Annotated in this window: 13 protein-coding genes and 1 pseudogene; 11 read left to right on the top strand and 3 right to left on the bottom strand. The window is 65.9% G+C overall.

Annotated elements, in window-relative coordinates:
* Positions 1–94: 94 nt before the first annotated feature.
* Both XM50_RS21165 and XM50_RS19275 read right to left on the bottom strand, forming a co-directional pair.
* Positions 95–442 (bottom strand): M10 family metallopeptidase C-terminal domain-containing protein, encoded by a 348-nt coding sequence (locus XM50_RS21165; protein WP_443024683.1) that lies wholly within the window; start codon positions 440–442, stop codon positions 95–97.
* Between the two features lie 65 nt (positions 443–507).
* A pseudogene (locus XM50_RS19275) lies at positions 508–2,004 on the bottom strand (right-handed parallel beta-helix repeat-containing protein); the annotation flags it as partial.
* Positions 2,005–2,424: 420 nt separating this feature from the next.
* On the opposite strand from XM50_RS19275, the gene XM50_RS16705 reads away from it, so the two are divergent.
* The 3 genes from XM50_RS16705 to XM50_RS16695 all read left to right on the top strand — a co-directional run bounded on the left by XM50_RS16705 (position 2,425) and on the right by XM50_RS16695 (position 5,774).
* Positions 2,425–3,276 (top strand): polysaccharide biosynthesis/export family protein, encoded by an 852-nt coding sequence (locus XM50_RS16705; RefSeq protein ID WP_046411054.1) that lies wholly within the window; start codon positions 2,425–2,427, stop codon positions 3,274–3,276.
* A 31-nt stretch (positions 3,277–3,307) separates the two neighbouring features.
* Entirely contained in the window at positions 3,308–4,609 is a 1,302-nt protein-coding gene (locus tag XM50_RS16700; RefSeq protein ID WP_197075571.1) for a GumC family protein, read from the top strand.
* A 178-nt stretch (positions 4,610–4,787) separates the two neighbouring features.
* Positions 4,788–5,774 carry a CpsD/CapB family tyrosine-protein kinase gene (locus XM50_RS16695; RefSeq protein WP_125945814.1) on the top strand — a complete coding sequence of 329 codons (987 nt, stop codon included), beginning with the start codon at positions 4,788–4,790 and terminating at the stop codon, positions 5,772–5,774.
* A gap of 1,514 nt (positions 5,775–7,288) precedes the next feature.
* On the opposite strand, the gene XM50_RS16690 is transcribed toward XM50_RS16695, so the two are convergent.
* Positions 7,289–8,098 carry a class I SAM-dependent methyltransferase gene (locus XM50_RS16690; RefSeq protein WP_046411052.1) on the bottom strand — a complete coding sequence of 270 codons (810 nt, stop codon included), beginning with the start codon at positions 8,096–8,098 and terminating at the stop codon, positions 7,289–7,291.
* A 49-nt stretch (positions 8,099–8,147) separates the two neighbouring features.
* On the opposite strand from XM50_RS16690, the gene XM50_RS20190 reads away from it, so the two are divergent.
* The 8 genes from XM50_RS20190 (at position 8,148) to XM50_RS16655 (ending at position 14,505) form a co-directional block, all read left to right on the top strand.
* The gene (locus XM50_RS20190; protein WP_125945812.1) at positions 8,148–8,339 is read left to right on the top strand and encodes a hypothetical protein; all 192 of its coding nucleotides are present in this window, start codon (positions 8,148–8,150) and stop codon (positions 8,337–8,339) included.
* Positions 8,340–8,463: 124 nt separating this feature from the next.
* On the top strand, positions 8,464–9,084 hold the full coding sequence (locus tag XM50_RS21005; protein ID WP_269430577.1) for a CatB-related O-acetyltransferase: 621 nt from the start codon (positions 8,464–8,466) through the stop codon (positions 9,082–9,084).
* The gene (locus XM50_RS16680) at positions 9,081–9,959 is read left to right on the top strand and encodes a glycosyltransferase family 2 protein (protein ID WP_231622006.1); all 879 of its coding nucleotides are present in this window, start codon (positions 9,081–9,083) and stop codon (positions 9,957–9,959) included. The genes XM50_RS21005 and XM50_RS16680 overlap by 4 nt, the downstream gene beginning before the upstream one ends.
* On the top strand, positions 9,956–10,876 hold the full coding sequence (locus tag XM50_RS16675; protein ID WP_046411048.1) for a glycosyltransferase family 2 protein: 921 nt from the start codon (positions 9,956–9,958) through the stop codon (positions 10,874–10,876). Before XM50_RS16680 ends, XM50_RS16675 begins: the two co-directional genes overlap by 4 nt.
* Positions 10,877–11,158: 282 nt before the next feature.
* On the top strand, positions 11,159–11,569 hold the full coding sequence (locus XM50_RS16670; RefSeq protein WP_046411046.1) for a hypothetical protein: 411 nt from the start codon (positions 11,159–11,161) through the stop codon (positions 11,567–11,569).
* A gap of 334 nt (positions 11,570–11,903) precedes the next feature.
* On the top strand, positions 11,904–12,512 hold the full coding sequence (locus XM50_RS16665) for an SRPBCC family protein (protein ID WP_046411044.1): 609 nt from the start codon (positions 11,904–11,906) through the stop codon (positions 12,510–12,512).
* On the top strand, positions 12,512–13,708 hold the full coding sequence (locus XM50_RS16660; RefSeq protein ID WP_046411042.1) for a zinc-dependent alcohol dehydrogenase: 1,197 nt from the start codon (positions 12,512–12,514) through the stop codon (positions 13,706–13,708). The genes XM50_RS16665 and XM50_RS16660 overlap by 1 nt, the downstream gene beginning before the upstream one ends.
* 11 nt (positions 13,709–13,719) lie before the next feature.
* The gene (locus tag XM50_RS16655; RefSeq protein ID WP_046411040.1) at positions 13,720–14,505 is read left to right on the top strand and encodes an SDR family NAD(P)-dependent oxidoreductase; all 786 of its coding nucleotides are present in this window, start codon (positions 13,720–13,722) and stop codon (positions 14,503–14,505) included.
* Positions 14,506–14,514: the final 9 nt, after the last annotated feature.

The following is a 14,514-nucleotide window of genomic DNA, read 5'->3' as shown; positions in this document are numbered from 1 at the left end:
GGTTGCGCAACATGGTTAACCAATGCCTTCCGGCCTCTCGTGCGCGGTGTTGCGAAGGCGTAACGATCACGCATTTTGTTCGCTGTCGCGAGCGCTAGAGGATGAAGGCGTCGCGACTCAGCCAATCGACCCCTTCGATGAGGATGGTGAAGTCCGCGCGGCCATCCCCGTCCACATCGCCCGACAGGATCGCGCCCGCGGCGCTGGAGTCGTAGCGCAGCTCGCCGGCCTGACCCGAAAATGCGTCCGTGCCCAGGAAGCGGAACGGATCGTCGGTCGCCGTGCTGATGTCCGCATCGATCGGCGACAGGCCGATCCGATCACCCTGACGCTGTGAGAAGTCGGCGATCGTGTCCTGGTCACCCAGAGTGTCGGCGCGGAACAGGAACATGTCCGGCCCGCTGCCGCCAGTGAGGACGTCGTTGCCGCTGCCGCCGTCCAGCGTGTCGCGCCCGTGCCGCCAAGCAGCCGGTCACCCCCCGCGCCGCCGATCAGGAGATCGTCGCCCGAGCCGCCCTCGATCCGGTCGGCACCGTCGCCGCCGTGCAGCGTGTCGTTGCCATTGTCGCCATGAAGGTGGTCGTCACCGGCGCCACCCTGGATCAGGTCATGCCCAGCGCCTCCGTACAGCCGGTCCTGTTCGTCGGAGCCGATCATGCGATTGTCGAGTACATTGCCGTGGACGGTAAGGTCCCCCGCGGTGAGCCGTACGGTCTCTATATGCGCGGCCAGGGTGTAATCGACCGACGTCCAGACCGTGTCGTTGCCGCCGCCGGCGCGCTCGATCACCCGATCGCGCGACGAGGCGACGACATAGGTGTCGTCACCATTCCCGCCGTCCATCCGTGTCTGGCCCGCACCGCCGGTCAGGTGATCGTCTCCATCGCCGCCCAGGAGGATGCTGTCCCCCTTGGCCGCCGCCACTAGTCGATCGGCACCCGGCGTCCCCTCGATCGTGGTGACCGGGCCGGCGGGCGGCCGGGGGCCCGTTAGGTCGAGGAGGTCGGCGAGTCCTTCCGCCAGCACCGGCGATTCGGCCGCCATCGTGACCCAGTCGCCATGGCTGGCGAGCCAGGCGCCGATCAGCCCGGCTCCCTTGTCGAGGGCGGGCAAGGTCGCCTGATTGCCGGCCGGCGGCCATTTGATGATGCCGTCGATGATATAGACCTGTGCCACGTTCCCCACGATTCGATCCACGTCGGACACACGAATCCAGGACGGCTGATCGAGATACCCCGCCACGACATTGTCGGTGAGCGACAGGCCGTCGGCGCGTTCCACATAGATGCCGTTGAACATCCCGCCGAGCACCAGATTGTCGGCGATGGTGACGTCGACATAGGGCCTGGCGCCATTCTCATCGCCCATGAAGATGCCCTGCACGGCCGCACCCGCCCCGCGAAGGATGACATTGTCGGTGATGGTGATCGCGCTGGCGCTGTTCGGCTGGTTCAGCGTCCAGAACTGGATGGCGTCGGGGTGATCGCCGAATGCCGGTCGGAAGTTGGTGAAAAGATTATCAGAGACCACGATGTCCGACACGCCGCCGCCGCGCACCCCGTCCGAGCGCAGGTCGTGGAAGTAGTTGCCGCGCACCGTCACCCCGACGCTGTCGAGCATGTTGATGCCATGTCGCAGGTGAGTGAATTCCGACTGGGTAATCGAGATGTCGATGCTGTCCCGGATGATGAAGGCGTTGGTGTCGTAACCGCGCTCCCCCGGCGGGCCGTGGACGAGGATCTGGTCGAACGCCAACTGTGCGGCCTGCCTCACCTCGAAACCGAACAGCCCGCCCGGTTCATGATCGGCCAGCACTAGATTGCGAAAGGTGATGTTCTCGACCCCGAACGCCTTCAGCCCCGTAAGCTGGGCGGGTCGCGCGGGATCGGCCGAGGTGATGATGACTTCACCGTCAAAGCGCAGATCGCGCAGGGCGACGCGATCGTAGCTGCCGGGGGCCAGCGCGATCACGTCTCCCGCACGTGCCGCGCCCGCGAGGCTCATCAACTCGGCGGCAGTGGATGCCATCAGGGTGGCCATAATGATCCTCTCGTTCATGCGTGCACGGACCCGGCGGGCTACTTTCCAGGCACGTCGCCAAGGCTAAGGGACGCGATCCGACTGCGTCGTGCGGCTTACCATGCCGTGTATATCCGGCGCCGCCGCTCAGTCAGTGCGGCGAGGCATAAAGCAAATGGCGCGCGGGCATGAATGGAGCCTCTGTTCTGGACCAGTAACCGGGGCAATTGATCCAGAACGGAGCGAGCAGTCCTGCGGAGGTGTTGAGCAAACGCTCCCTGCCTGTACCACGGTCGACACGCGCTGTTCTTCTGTTCGCTTGTCAGGGATGGTGGTCGATCAGGCGGCGCAGAAGCGGATGGCGATCAACGGCAGGATTCATCCGGCCGGGCAGGAGCGGGCGGCATGCAGACGATGCGACGTTGGATCATGGCGACAGCCTTGGCTGGGGCCACGCTGTGCTCGCTGGCGCCGTCGTCGGTGGCGGCTCAGGCGAGGAATGACGCCGCGGCCGGCACGCGGGAGGGGACGACGTCGCCGGTGGGGACTGCTCCTGCCGCGACGGGCTACCTCCTTGGCACGGGCGACGTGATCGAGACGGCGGTGCTGGGCCGCAGCGACTTTACCGCGCGGGTCCAGGTGCAGGAGGATGGCACGGTCCAGCTGCCCTTCGTGAACAGCGTTCCGGCGGCTGGGCGCAGTGTGCTGGAGCTGCGCGATGATCTGCGCGCCCGGCTGCAGCAGGGCGGTTTTCTGGAGAACCCGGTGGTCAGCGTGATGGTGGCCAGCTACGGCAGCCGATATGTCACGGTGCTGGGGCAGGTGAACCAGCCGGGGGTGGTGCCGATCGACCGCGCCTATCGCCTGACGGAGATTGTCGCGCGGGCCGGCGGGCCCAGCGACAAGGCGGCGGACGCAGTAACGCTGACCCGCCCGGACGGTTCGTCCCGTGCGCTGTCGCTGCGGACGCTCGCGACCAGCGCGGTCAGCGATGATCCGACGGTGGAATCGGGCGACAAGGTGTTCGTCGCCGCGCCTGCCACCTTCTTCATCTACGGGCAGGTCAATGCGCCCGGCAGCTACCCGATCGATCGGCCGCTGACTGTGGAAATGGCGTTGGCGCGGAGCGGCGGCCTTACGCCGCTTGGCTCGGTGCGGCGGGTGAAGCTGGTTCGCGGGGGCAGTGAGACGAAGGTGGCGCTGAGCGAGAATTTGCGTCCCGACGATGTGCTGGTCGTCGGCGAGCGGTTTTTCTGAGGCCCCTATGCGACCGCAACAGATCCTTCGCATGCTTCAGGCGCGCTACTGGTTGATCGTGCTGCTCGCCGTGATCGGTGCGGTGGCCGGGCTGATCGCCGCGCGGCAGATTCCCAAACGCTACGAGGCGCGGTCCCGCGTGGTCGTCGACCTGCTGCGCGCCGACCCGGTGACCGGGCAGGCGCTTCCGCCCAAGACGATGGAGGCCTTTCTGGCCGCGCAGGTCGAATTGATCCGTGACCCCCGAGTTACGCGGCGGGTGGCGGACCAGTTCGGGTGGACGCAATCGCCCGAGCTGCGCGCGAAACATGCCGCGGCGCAAGCCGCGGGGTCCCGGGCGGGGCTGCGCGACTGGCTGGCGGAACAGGCGTCGGCCAGCACCAGTGCCGAGCTGATCCGCGGTAGTCCGATCCTCGAGATCGCCTATGTGTCCGCCGTGCCCGAGACCGCGCGGCGCGGCGCGGACGCGGTGCGCGAGGCGTTTCTGGCGGAGGCGCTCGACAGCAAGCGGCGTGACGCGGCGCAGAACGCCGGCTGGTTCGCGGGGCAGGCGGCGTCGCTCAAGGCGCGCCTGGCCGCTGCCGAGGAGCGCAAGGCCGCGTTCGAACGGGCGAACAACATTGTGCTGCAGGATGACAATATCGACGCAGAGTCGTCCAAGCTGCGCGCACTGGCCAGCAGTGCCCCGGCGTCGGTCGCGCCCATTGCCACCGGGCCTGTGGTGGCACCGTCGGCCGGGCAATTGGCGCAGGTCGATGCCCAGCTTGCGGCGGCGCGCCAGACGTTGGGCGTGAACCATCCGGAGATGGTGGCGCTCCAGCGGCAACGCGGCGCGCTTGCTGCTGCGGTCGCGCGAGAAATGGGCAGCATGCGTGGCGGGTCGGGATCATCGGGGAATCGTCAGGCGGCGGAGTTCGGCGCCCAGACGCAGAAGGTGCTGGCGCAGCGGGGGCTAGTGGATGCGGCACGGCGACTCGCGGGCGATGTTGTCGTGCTTCGCGAGCAAGTGGCCAAGACGATGCAGCGCGCGGCCGATTTCGAGCTCCAGGCGCAATCGACCGATGCCGGGTTCAGCCGGCTTGGGGCTGCGGCGACCCCCCGCTCGCCGATCAATCCGCCGCGCTGGATGCTGGTGCTGGCCGGCAGCATCGCAGGGATGATCCTGGGCGCAGTTCTGGCGATTGCCGCCGAATTGTTCGCCCGGCGGGTGCGCGGGGCGGAGGATCTGCAGCAGATCGACGGGTTGCCCCTGATCGGGATGCTGGATCTGCCGCGCCCGACGGCGACCGCCGGATGGCGCGGCCTGTTTGCACGGCCGCAGCGCGCATGGTGACCGCCGCCGCCTCGGGCGCTCCCCCCGCTGCTCGCCAAGGCATGAAGGCAGTCACGCACGGCGAAGAGCGCGCGGAGATTTCTCCGGGCGGGGCGCGATAGGGCGGAGCGCCGGAATGACCAAGGGCGATCGTTCGGCTCATCGGCGCGACGCCGAAGGCGATGGGGGAAGAAGCGACATGGACGCTCAAACGATGACGGTGCCGGCAGCCAACGGAATGGACCACCGCCCTTCGGCACAGGCGCTTGCGAGCGAGGCGACTGCGCTGAACGTCGCTGATCACCGAGTGGCGGGACGGGAGGAGGCTGGCGTCCGCGGGGAGGCGGGCGGCGGACAGGACCATGAAGTGGAGGGCGACCGTCCCTTGGCGCAATCGGCCGTCTCCACCTCTGCTTCAGTGCCCGCTGCTGCTGCTACCGCGATGGGCCCGACGGAGGACGGCAGGGCCGATGCCGAGGCCAGGGGGGGCGAGCACGAGAAGGTGTCTGCTGACGATGCTTCGGAGCCGCCAGTCCGGGGCACGTTTGACTACAGCTTTTCCCGACGCATCGCTTGCCTTTCCGAGCCCGCCGGCGTGGCGGCACGGGGATATCGCGCCCTCCAGACGCATCTGCTCGCCGGCCATGTGCGCGATGGACGGCGGGGATTGGCGGTATGTGCGCCCACGCCGGCCTGCGGCTGCACCAGCGTGGCGGTGAACCTCGCGGTGGCCTTTGCCCAGGCCGGGATCAACACGCTGCTGATCGACGCCAATCTGCACCGCCCGGCAGTGCAGGACTTCATCCGCCCGGAGCAGCCCGCACGCGGTCTGGTGCAGATGCTGTCCGTTGGGGCCGAGCAGCGATCCGACGAGATCCGGCGAGAGGTGCGCCCCAACCTGTCGGTGCTCTATGCCGGTGGCGCATCACCGCGCGCGCACGATCTGATCGCCAGCCGCCTTTTCAAGCAGATCATCGATGACTGCATGCGCGCCTATGAGTTCACCATCGTCGACACCCCCGCAACCGACGGCAGCAGCGACGCGCGGCAGATCGCGATGGGCGTTCGCTACGGCCTGATCGTTGCGCGGCGCGACATGACATTGCTCACCGACGTCCATCGCACGGTGGCCGAACTCTCGAGCGATCGCGTGCGACTGGTCGGGAGCTTTCTCGCCGCGTTTTGACCAAGTGCGGGTTCGGGAGCAGCGGCTACCGGATTGGTGACCGTCAGAAGATGCGGCAGACCAGCACCGTACGGCGTGACCAAACGAAGCGACATTGGTCATAGATCAGGAAGCGTCAGAACGATGTTGGCGAGTGGCAAAGCTTAAGCAAGCGGTTGGCTGCCGCACGTATCAGGGTCAGCACATGTCAGGCCGCGTTGCGCCGATTATGATGATGAGGCGCCAAACTCAACCCTCTATTCGCTGGGCCAAAGAATCAGAAAATCTGGAATCATAAGATTAGGCCTTTTGCACAAGCAAAAGCCACTAGGACAAGAGTCGGAAGGCGGATGCGCCATATCGCGAGAGCTATCAGTGCTTTCCAATGATGACCCGAAGCGGTGAAGAGTCTTACCGTTTCAACCTTCGCGGAGCGGCGGGACCGGCCAGCTATCAGACTATGGTATTGCCACATGCTTCACTTATGCAGCCAATGTAGAGCCCCGACCAAGCGGGGAGTGTATAACAGACTCTACATATAGCCTTGGTGACGCCCCGCGATGACTATGGGTGCGGAACTCGACGAGGCTTCTCAGCGCAGCGATCTACGGCCCTTTGTCATCATTCGCGAAAGCACGGGAGCGATTCGATGACCCCCGTTCAATGACTCTGATCGCACGCGCTGGCAGCGATGCGCAGCTGCGATCTGCCAAAAATAGACTGAGCGGCGTGTCGAGCTTCACCTGACCCGAGAGAAGGTCGCCAACGTTCTTTGCTTCCCCAAACGGTGGCTGTCGCAGCCTCTCCCGCAGCTTCGGCGGCTTTGCCAGAATGCAAGCAGAGACATCGCTGCCTCGAGCGCTGTCGTGACGCTCCGTCCGGCTGAAAGCCGAAGGTTTCGGTTAGAGCAGCCGCTCAAAATCGTGACCGCCTCGTGACTTTGATGTCGAGGCATCATGGTGAAGCAGACAAACGGCGCGGTCGACCGCGTTGGCGGCAGGCGTGCCTCAGGACGCGGTTGGGGATCAATTGTGACCAGCACCGAAGCGATCAGCGGGGTTTGGTAATACTGCGGTCAGCAGGCAGGACCGATCACGTCGCTCTGCTTATAGTTCGAGACAACAGATAAACCTGCGCCCGCACATACGTCCGTGGCCAAGACCGTGGCACGAGCCAGAAGGCTCGGCGGAGCGACGGCGTTTTCAGCTCCGATCCCGGTTGAGCGCTCTTATCGGCTGACGAGACAACGCTCCCGCTGCGCAAGTACCCGGCATCTTTCCGTGAAAGCGTCCGATGTGCGGGGCGACGCACGACCCGGCGCAACATTCAGCCGGGCGCAACCAAGGCGACCTCGGGGACACGCCGTCGGAGCGTATCCGCGGAGATGAGCGCGATCGCGTACCAGTGCCCGCTTCCTCAAACGGCGCTTCGAGGAGAAATCGTTCCCAGCCGGGTACTCGTCCATCCGGCAGGCGACGCGAGGTGGGCAGGCGCTATGCGGCGCCTGACCGTTCCCGCCTCGCCCGGTCTTCCGCTCAGCGCGGCTTGACGAACTTCAGCGTGAAGCGGTCGCTCTCGCCGATCCCTGCGTATTTGGCGCGATCGACGTCCTTCAGCGCGAGCGTCGGCGGGAGGGTCCACACACCATTGGGATGATCGTGCGTGTCCTTGGGATTGGCGTTGATCTCGCTTTCGCCGGCCAGCTTGAACCCGGCCTCTTCGGCAAGCTGCACCACCGTCGATCGCTTGATGTAGCCGCTTTTCTTTTCCAGCGCGGTGTCCATCGTTTCGGGTAGGCGGTGGTCAGTGATGCCCAGCACCCCGCCCGGCTTCAGCATCGTGAAGAACGCCTCGAACGTGCGCGCGGCCACTGCGGGATCGTCGTTCATCAGCAGATTGTGCACGTTGCGGAAGGTGAGCACCACGTCGGCGCTACCGGCCGGAACGGTGCTGGTGCCGGTGGCGGGATCGATCGTGGCGACCGTCGCCGGGCCGAACCACGCCTGCTTCGCCGTCAGCATCTTCTGAGCGCTGTCGACGCCGCGCTGGTTGACCAGCGCGACATAGCGGCCCTTGCCCTTGGTCATGGGCGCGAGGATTTCGGTGTACCATCCGCCGCCAGGGCTGAATTCGACGATCGTGTCGGTCGGCTTCACGCCAAAGAAGGCGAGCGTTTCGGCGGGGTGACGATATTGGTCGCGTTGCCGGTTGGCGGCGCTGCGTTGCGCATCATTGACGGCGCTGCTGATGGCGCCTGAGGGTTGCGGTGCGGTGGGCCGTGCCGTCTGGGCGGAAACCGCCGCGGCGCTGGCAAGCAGGACGGTCGCAATGGCGATGGTGCGCATTATCTTTATCTCTCCCGGCAAGACGCTGGTGGGGTGTGGAGGCAAGTGAATGTCAACGCAAGCGATGCTGTACGGGGTGGCGGCATCATGCGCAGCGGCGGCCGCGGGCGCGGCCTGGGGCGATCGGCGCCGGACGCAGCGGCACGATCCCGATGCCGTGGGCGTGATCGACTGGCGAACGGTGCAGCTGATCGCGATCGTCGCCGGGCTGGTGGTGGCTGCATTCGCCGTGCGCAGTTGATGATGCCGCCACCAATGGTCTACCGAAATTAGGTCCATTTCCGACCGGCTGGAGCGGCATCTCCGTTCCGGCGCGGTATGCCACCTCGCGTGTTGGCGGTTGAGGGCAAGTGATGCGGCGATTGGTGGGACGCGCGATCGAAAAGGCGCGTTTATGGCGCTGGCAACGCGATCCGCTGCATAGCCTGGCGCTGCGTCGCTGGTTACGGGAACGCTACCGGGTTGACGTCGGGCTCTACACGTACGGCTGCTTCGATCCGTGGCGGATGCCAGGCCCGCTGGTGATCGGGCGGTACTGTTCGATCGCCAAGACGGTCCATTCGGCGCCCATCAACCATCCCATTGCCGCGATCTCGACCCACCCGGTGCTGTACGAGCGGCAGTTCGGCGTGGTGGATGCCGACCTGCATTATGATTCACCGCAGGTCATCGAGGACGACGTGTGGATCGGCCACAATGCGGTGATCCTGCCTGGATGCCGACGGATCGGCCGGGGCAGCATCATCGGGGCGGGGGCGGTCGTGACCCGCAACGTACCGCGCTATGCGATTGTCGCCGGCAACCCCGCGCGCGTGCTGCGCGAGCGCTTCACGCCGGAGGTTCAGGCCGTGCTGGAGCGAAGCCAATGGTGGCAGATGGATCTCGCGCAGCTGCGTGACTTGGTCCTGCGCGACCCCGAGTTCGTGTTTGACCCGGCGGGGCGCGCGCACGTCGCCACGGCGGCGGGGCTGGCGAGCGCCGCATGAGCACGATGATGGAGGTCAGCGTCATCATCCCGCATCATGATGATCTGGCGGGGCTTGATCGCTGCCTGGATGCACTGTCGCGGCAGACCATGGCGCGCGACCGGTTCGAGATTATCGTGGCCGATAACATGAGCATGTGCGGGGAGGACGCCGTGCGTGCGCTGGTGGCAGGGCGAGCGCGGGTGGTGTTGGCGCGGGAGCGCGGGGCCGGGCCCGCGCGCAACGTCGCCGTCGCGCAGTCGCGCGGCGCGGTGCTTGCCTTCACCGATGCGGATTGCGTGCCGGCCCCCGGCTGGCTCGAGGCGGGATTGGCCGCGCTATGGGATCATGACTTTGTCGGCGGGCAGGTCGATGTGCTGATCGACAATGACGGGGAGAAGACCGGGTCGGAGGCGTATGAGGCGGTCTTCGCCTTTCGCAACCGGCGCTATGTCGAGCAGCAGGGTTTCTCCGTCACGGCCAATTTGTTCTGTCGCCGGACGGTCTTCGCCGCTTCTGGTCCGTTTCTCGCCGGCACGTCGGAGGATCGCGACTGGTGCGTCCGGGCGCGGGCGCTGGGATTTCGGATTGGCTACGCTCCGGCAGCGGTGGTGGGGCACCCCGCGCGCGGCGACTGGCCAGCGTTGCTGTGCAAGTGGCGCCGGCTCAACGCGGAGATGTTCGCCTTTGCCCGCGAGCGGCGGGGCGGGCGGTTGCGGTGGTTCGTGGCAAGCGCTGCGATGCCGGTGTCGATTCTGGTGCATGGGCTACGCATCCTGACCAGCCCCGCGTTGACCAACTGGCGGGAGCGCCGGCGTGGTCTCGCGACGCTCGCGCGGTTGCGATTGTGGCGCTGTGCCGACGGCATGTTGCGGCTGGTGGGCGCACGCCCGTGACTGAGGTCGCAGTGTGTATCGTCTCGTTCCGTGATCCGGCGCTGGTCGCGCAATGCCTCACGGCGCTGGCCCGTTCGACGTTCACCGACTTTGCGGTGGTAATCTGCGAGAATGGCGGGGCAGCGGCGCGGCGTGCGTTGCAGGACCGGTTGCCCGCGACGCTGCCCGGCGGGCAGCCGGTCACGGTCGTCCCCCAGTCCGACAATCTGGGCTATGCCGGCGGGGTGAATGCCTGCATCGCCGCGCGGCGCAACGCCGCGGCCTGGTGGGTGCTCAATCCGGACACGACGCCGGAACCCGCTGCGCTCGCCGCACTGGTGACGCGACTGGGGCGGGGGGATTGCGACGCGGTGGGCGGCATCCTGTACCACCCGGGTGGCCGGGTGCAGGCCTATGGTGGGCGCTGGTACCCGGTGTTGGCGCGGGCGACCTCGATCGGGGTCGGCGCTTGGATCGATGCGCCGCCCGATGCGGCCCGGGTCGAGCGGGACATGAACTATCTGCTGGGGGCGTGCATGCTGGTCAGCCGTGCCTTTGTGCAGGCCGCCGGGCCGATGCGGGACGATTATTTCCTCTACGCTGAAGAGATCGAATGGTGTCTTCGCGCGCAGCAGCACGGCCTGCAACTTGGCTTCGCGCCGGACGCCCGTGTCTGTCATGGACAGGGTGGCACCACCGGCTCCGCCACGGCTATTCGGCAGCGGCCGCGGCTGCCGATCTTCCTTGATGAGCGCAACAAGCTGCACGTGGTGCGCGATACGACGCCGGCGCACCTGCCGATCGCGGCGCTGTCGGCGCTGATACTGGGTGCGGCACGCTTCGCCCGGCGCGGCGCGGTGCGGCAATGGGGCGACGCGCTGGCGGGATGGTGGGCGGGCATCCGCAATCATCGCGGCGCGCCCGAGTGGATCGCCTGACGAGCATCAGTCTCGTCGCGCAGTAAGTCGGACGCTTCCCGACCAGCAGCTGATTAAAAATATACCGATCGGTATGAATAGTTGTTGACCGACACCGGCAGCGTCTCTATACCAACCGGTACACAACAGCTGCTCCCGTGTCATCGGCCATGATGCGGGAAAAGCGCCGAAGATGCCTGGCGACCGACGCCGGGAAGATCAACTGTTCAGATTGCCACCGCCCGCCCGTCGCCCGCGCGACGGTGCCCGGTCGCGCGCCCAACAGGGCAGAAGGGAAGCATCATGGCCTATCTCGCCTTCAACACTATCGACGCTGCGCTTCCGCTGGCGCCGATCGCCGATCCGATCCCCGCCAGCACTGCGCGGGACGATCGCTATGCCGATGATGCCCGCTTCGGCGCGTTGGAATGGTCTGTCATTGCGTTGGCGCGCAATGATCGGCTGTCATCCTTGCGCGAGCCAGGTCGCTTGTCGGTCGCGCTACGGGCGGTGATGCGGCAGAACAATCCCCGTCTTGCCGACGAGCGGCTTGAGGCGTTGCGGCGGATGGCGGTGCTCGCCTGGCACCAGAGCTTCCAGGTTGCGGCAAGCGAGCTTCGCGCCTTCTTCGACGCCGGCTTCACCCATGGCCAGTATGAAACCATGATGGCCAGCATCGCGGCGGCGCGCACACAGCGCCGCCGTCGCCGCTGAGTGCATCCGCCTGGGCGCTCGTGCGTTGGGTGCGAGGGTGATCGATGCGAGGAGCATCACGCCCCGACGGGGTCCATCAGTCTTGATGTAGTCGCGGCATGGTCGCTGCTGCGGATGGTGCGCTGTGCGCCAGTATCGCGATTAGATACGACATGATCTGCATCAATATAGAAGGTGATCGACGTTGCATCTGATGTGCGCGACGACAGGATGCGATCTGCGCTTCTTCTTCAATCTTTAGGGGCTGGTCGGGCAAGTTTTTGATTTCATCGGATTGTGTCGGGAACGGGCCTGCTATTGCACTCGTTAAGGCCGCATTCCTCAGGAGGATGCAATGGCCGACACGATCGACCCGGCGCGTGCCGACGACGCGCCGCTTTCCACATCGAAACACCGCGGTGCTGCCGTGGAGGCAGCGGGCAATGCGACGCTGCCGCATCCGGCGGACGGCAATGCCGATACGCTGATCGGGCGCACCGTGACGATACGGCGCCCGCGCGCCGAACTGTTCGCCTTCTGGCGCGACTTCACCAACCTTCCCCACGTGCTCGAGAATGTCGAGCGGATCGAGGTGCTGGACGACCGCCGCTCGCACTGGACGGTGACCGCACCGGGCGTGAACACCGTCGAATGGGTGGCGGCAATCACCGACGAAAAGAAGGGCGAGTATATCACCTGGGCGTCGGAGGATGGCGCTGACGTGCCCAACAGCGGGCGGATCGATTTCCGCGACGCGCAGGGCGATCGCGGCACGATCGTCACCGCGACGATCCTTTATGATCCGCCCGCCGGGCTGATCGGCAAGGTCATCGCCAAGATGTTCCAGCGCGAACCCGCCATCCAGGCGCGGCGCGACCTGCGCCGGTTCAAGCAACTGATGGAAACCGGCGAAATCGCCACCGGCGCGCGCAACCGCCGCCTTCTGGACGAGGGGAAGAACTGATGCGAGCATTGGCCTGGCACGGCAAGCATGACGTGCGCGTCGACACGGTCGACGATCCGGAAATCCTCAACCCGCGTGATGCAATCATCAAGATCACCTCGACGGCGATCTGCGGGTCCGACCTTCACCTGTACGACGGCTATATCCCCACGATGCAGTCGGGCGACATCCTGGGCCATGAGTTCATGGGCGAGGTGGTCGAGACCGGCCCGAAATCGACGTTGAAGAAGGGCCAGCGCGTGGTGGTGCCATTCACCATCTCGTGCGGCGCCTGCTACCATTGCAGCAAGCACCAATATTCCGCCTGCGACAACGGCCTGCCCGCCGACAACCAGGATCTGGGGCAGGAGATGTATGGTCAGCCCATGGCGGGCCTGTTTGGCTACAGTCACCTGACCGGCGGCTATTCGGGCGGCCAGGCGGAATATGTCCGCATCCCATTCAGCGACGTCGGCCCGATCGTGGTGCCGGACGGCGTCCCCGATGAGAAGGTGCTGTTCCTGTCGGACATCCTGCCCACCGGCTGGATGGCGGCGGAAAATGCCGAGATCGAACCGGGCGACACGGTGGCCGTGTGGGGCTGCGGGCCGGTCGGCCTGTTCGCGGTACAGTCCGCCTTCCTGATGGGCGCGGCGCGGGTGATCGCGATCGATCACTTTCCCCGCCGGCTGGAACTGGCGAAGAAGTTCGGCGCCGAGACGATCAACTTCGAGGAAACCGCCACTTATGAGGCGCTGATGGAGATGACCGGCGGCATCGGGCCCGATGCGTGCATCGATTCCGTCGGCCTGGAGGCGCACGGCCTGTTCGTCGATAATGTGATCGACCAGATCAAGGCGTCGACCTTCCTCGGCACCGATCGGCCGCACTCGATCCGCCAGGCGATCCTTGCCTGTCGCAAGGGCGGGCGGGTGTCGATGCCGGCGGTCTATGGCGGCTTCGTCGACAAATTTCCGCTCGGCGCGTTCATGGAGAAGGGGCTGACGCTCAAGACCGGTCAGACCCACGTCCAGCATTATATGCCCGGGCTGCTCAACGCGATCATGGAGGAGAAGATCGATACGACCTTCCTGATCAGCCACACGCTGCCGCTGGAAAATGCCCCGGACGGCTACCGCATCTTCCACGACAAGCAGAATGAAGTGACCAAGGTGGTGTTGAAGCCGGGCCTTGAGCGGATCGAAATCGACCTTTGAGGAGAGGTGCCATGGCCAATAAGCTCGCCCTTGTTACCGGCGCCTCGACCGGCATCGGCTTCGAACTTGCCACCATCGCGGCCCGGGAAGGTCATGACCTGATCGTGGTCGCCGATGAGGAACTGATCCATGCCGCCGCGCGCGACTTCGAGCAGTTCGGCACCAATGTCGTGGCGGTAGAGGCGGACCTTTCCACGCTGGAAGGCGTGGACGCCGCGCTCGCCGCCGCGGCGGGGCGCCAGATCGACCTGGTCTGCGCCAACGCCGGGATCAGCAAGGGCGGGCCGTTCCTCGACGAAAGCATCGAGGATTGGCGCCATTCGATCGACACCAACGTCACCGGCACCGTCTATCTGCTGCAGAAGAGCCTGCGCGACATGGTGGCGCGCGGATCGGGCAAGATCCTGGTGACGGGATCGATCGCCGGCTACATCCCCGGCAGCTTCAACGCGATCTACAATGCGACCAAGGCGTTCATCGACAATTTTACCGAGGCGCTGCGCAACGAGATCAAGGACGTGGACGGCGTGACGCTCACCACGTTGATGCCCGGGCCGGTGGACACCGAATTTTTCGCCCGCGCCGACATGCTCGACACCTCCGTCGGGCAGAGCGAGAACAAGTCCGATCCTGCCGACGTGGCAAAGGACGGCTGGGACGCGCTGATGGCCGGCAAGGGGCACATCGTGTCGGGCCTGAAGAACAAGATCCAGGTGTTGGGCTCCGGTGTCGTGCCGCAGTCGGTGCTGGCGGAGCGGCATCGTGCGATGGCCGAGCCGGGATCGGGCAAGGAATGATCGCCGCGC

It is taken from the genome of Sphingomonas sp. Ag1, assembly GCF_000980895.1.
Lineage (GTDB): Bacteria > Pseudomonadota > Alphaproteobacteria > Sphingomonadales > Sphingomonadaceae > Sphingomonas > Sphingomonas panaciterrae.
Note: the sequence above shows the minus strand (reverse complement) of the source record. Positions and strands in the feature narration are given on the sequence as shown.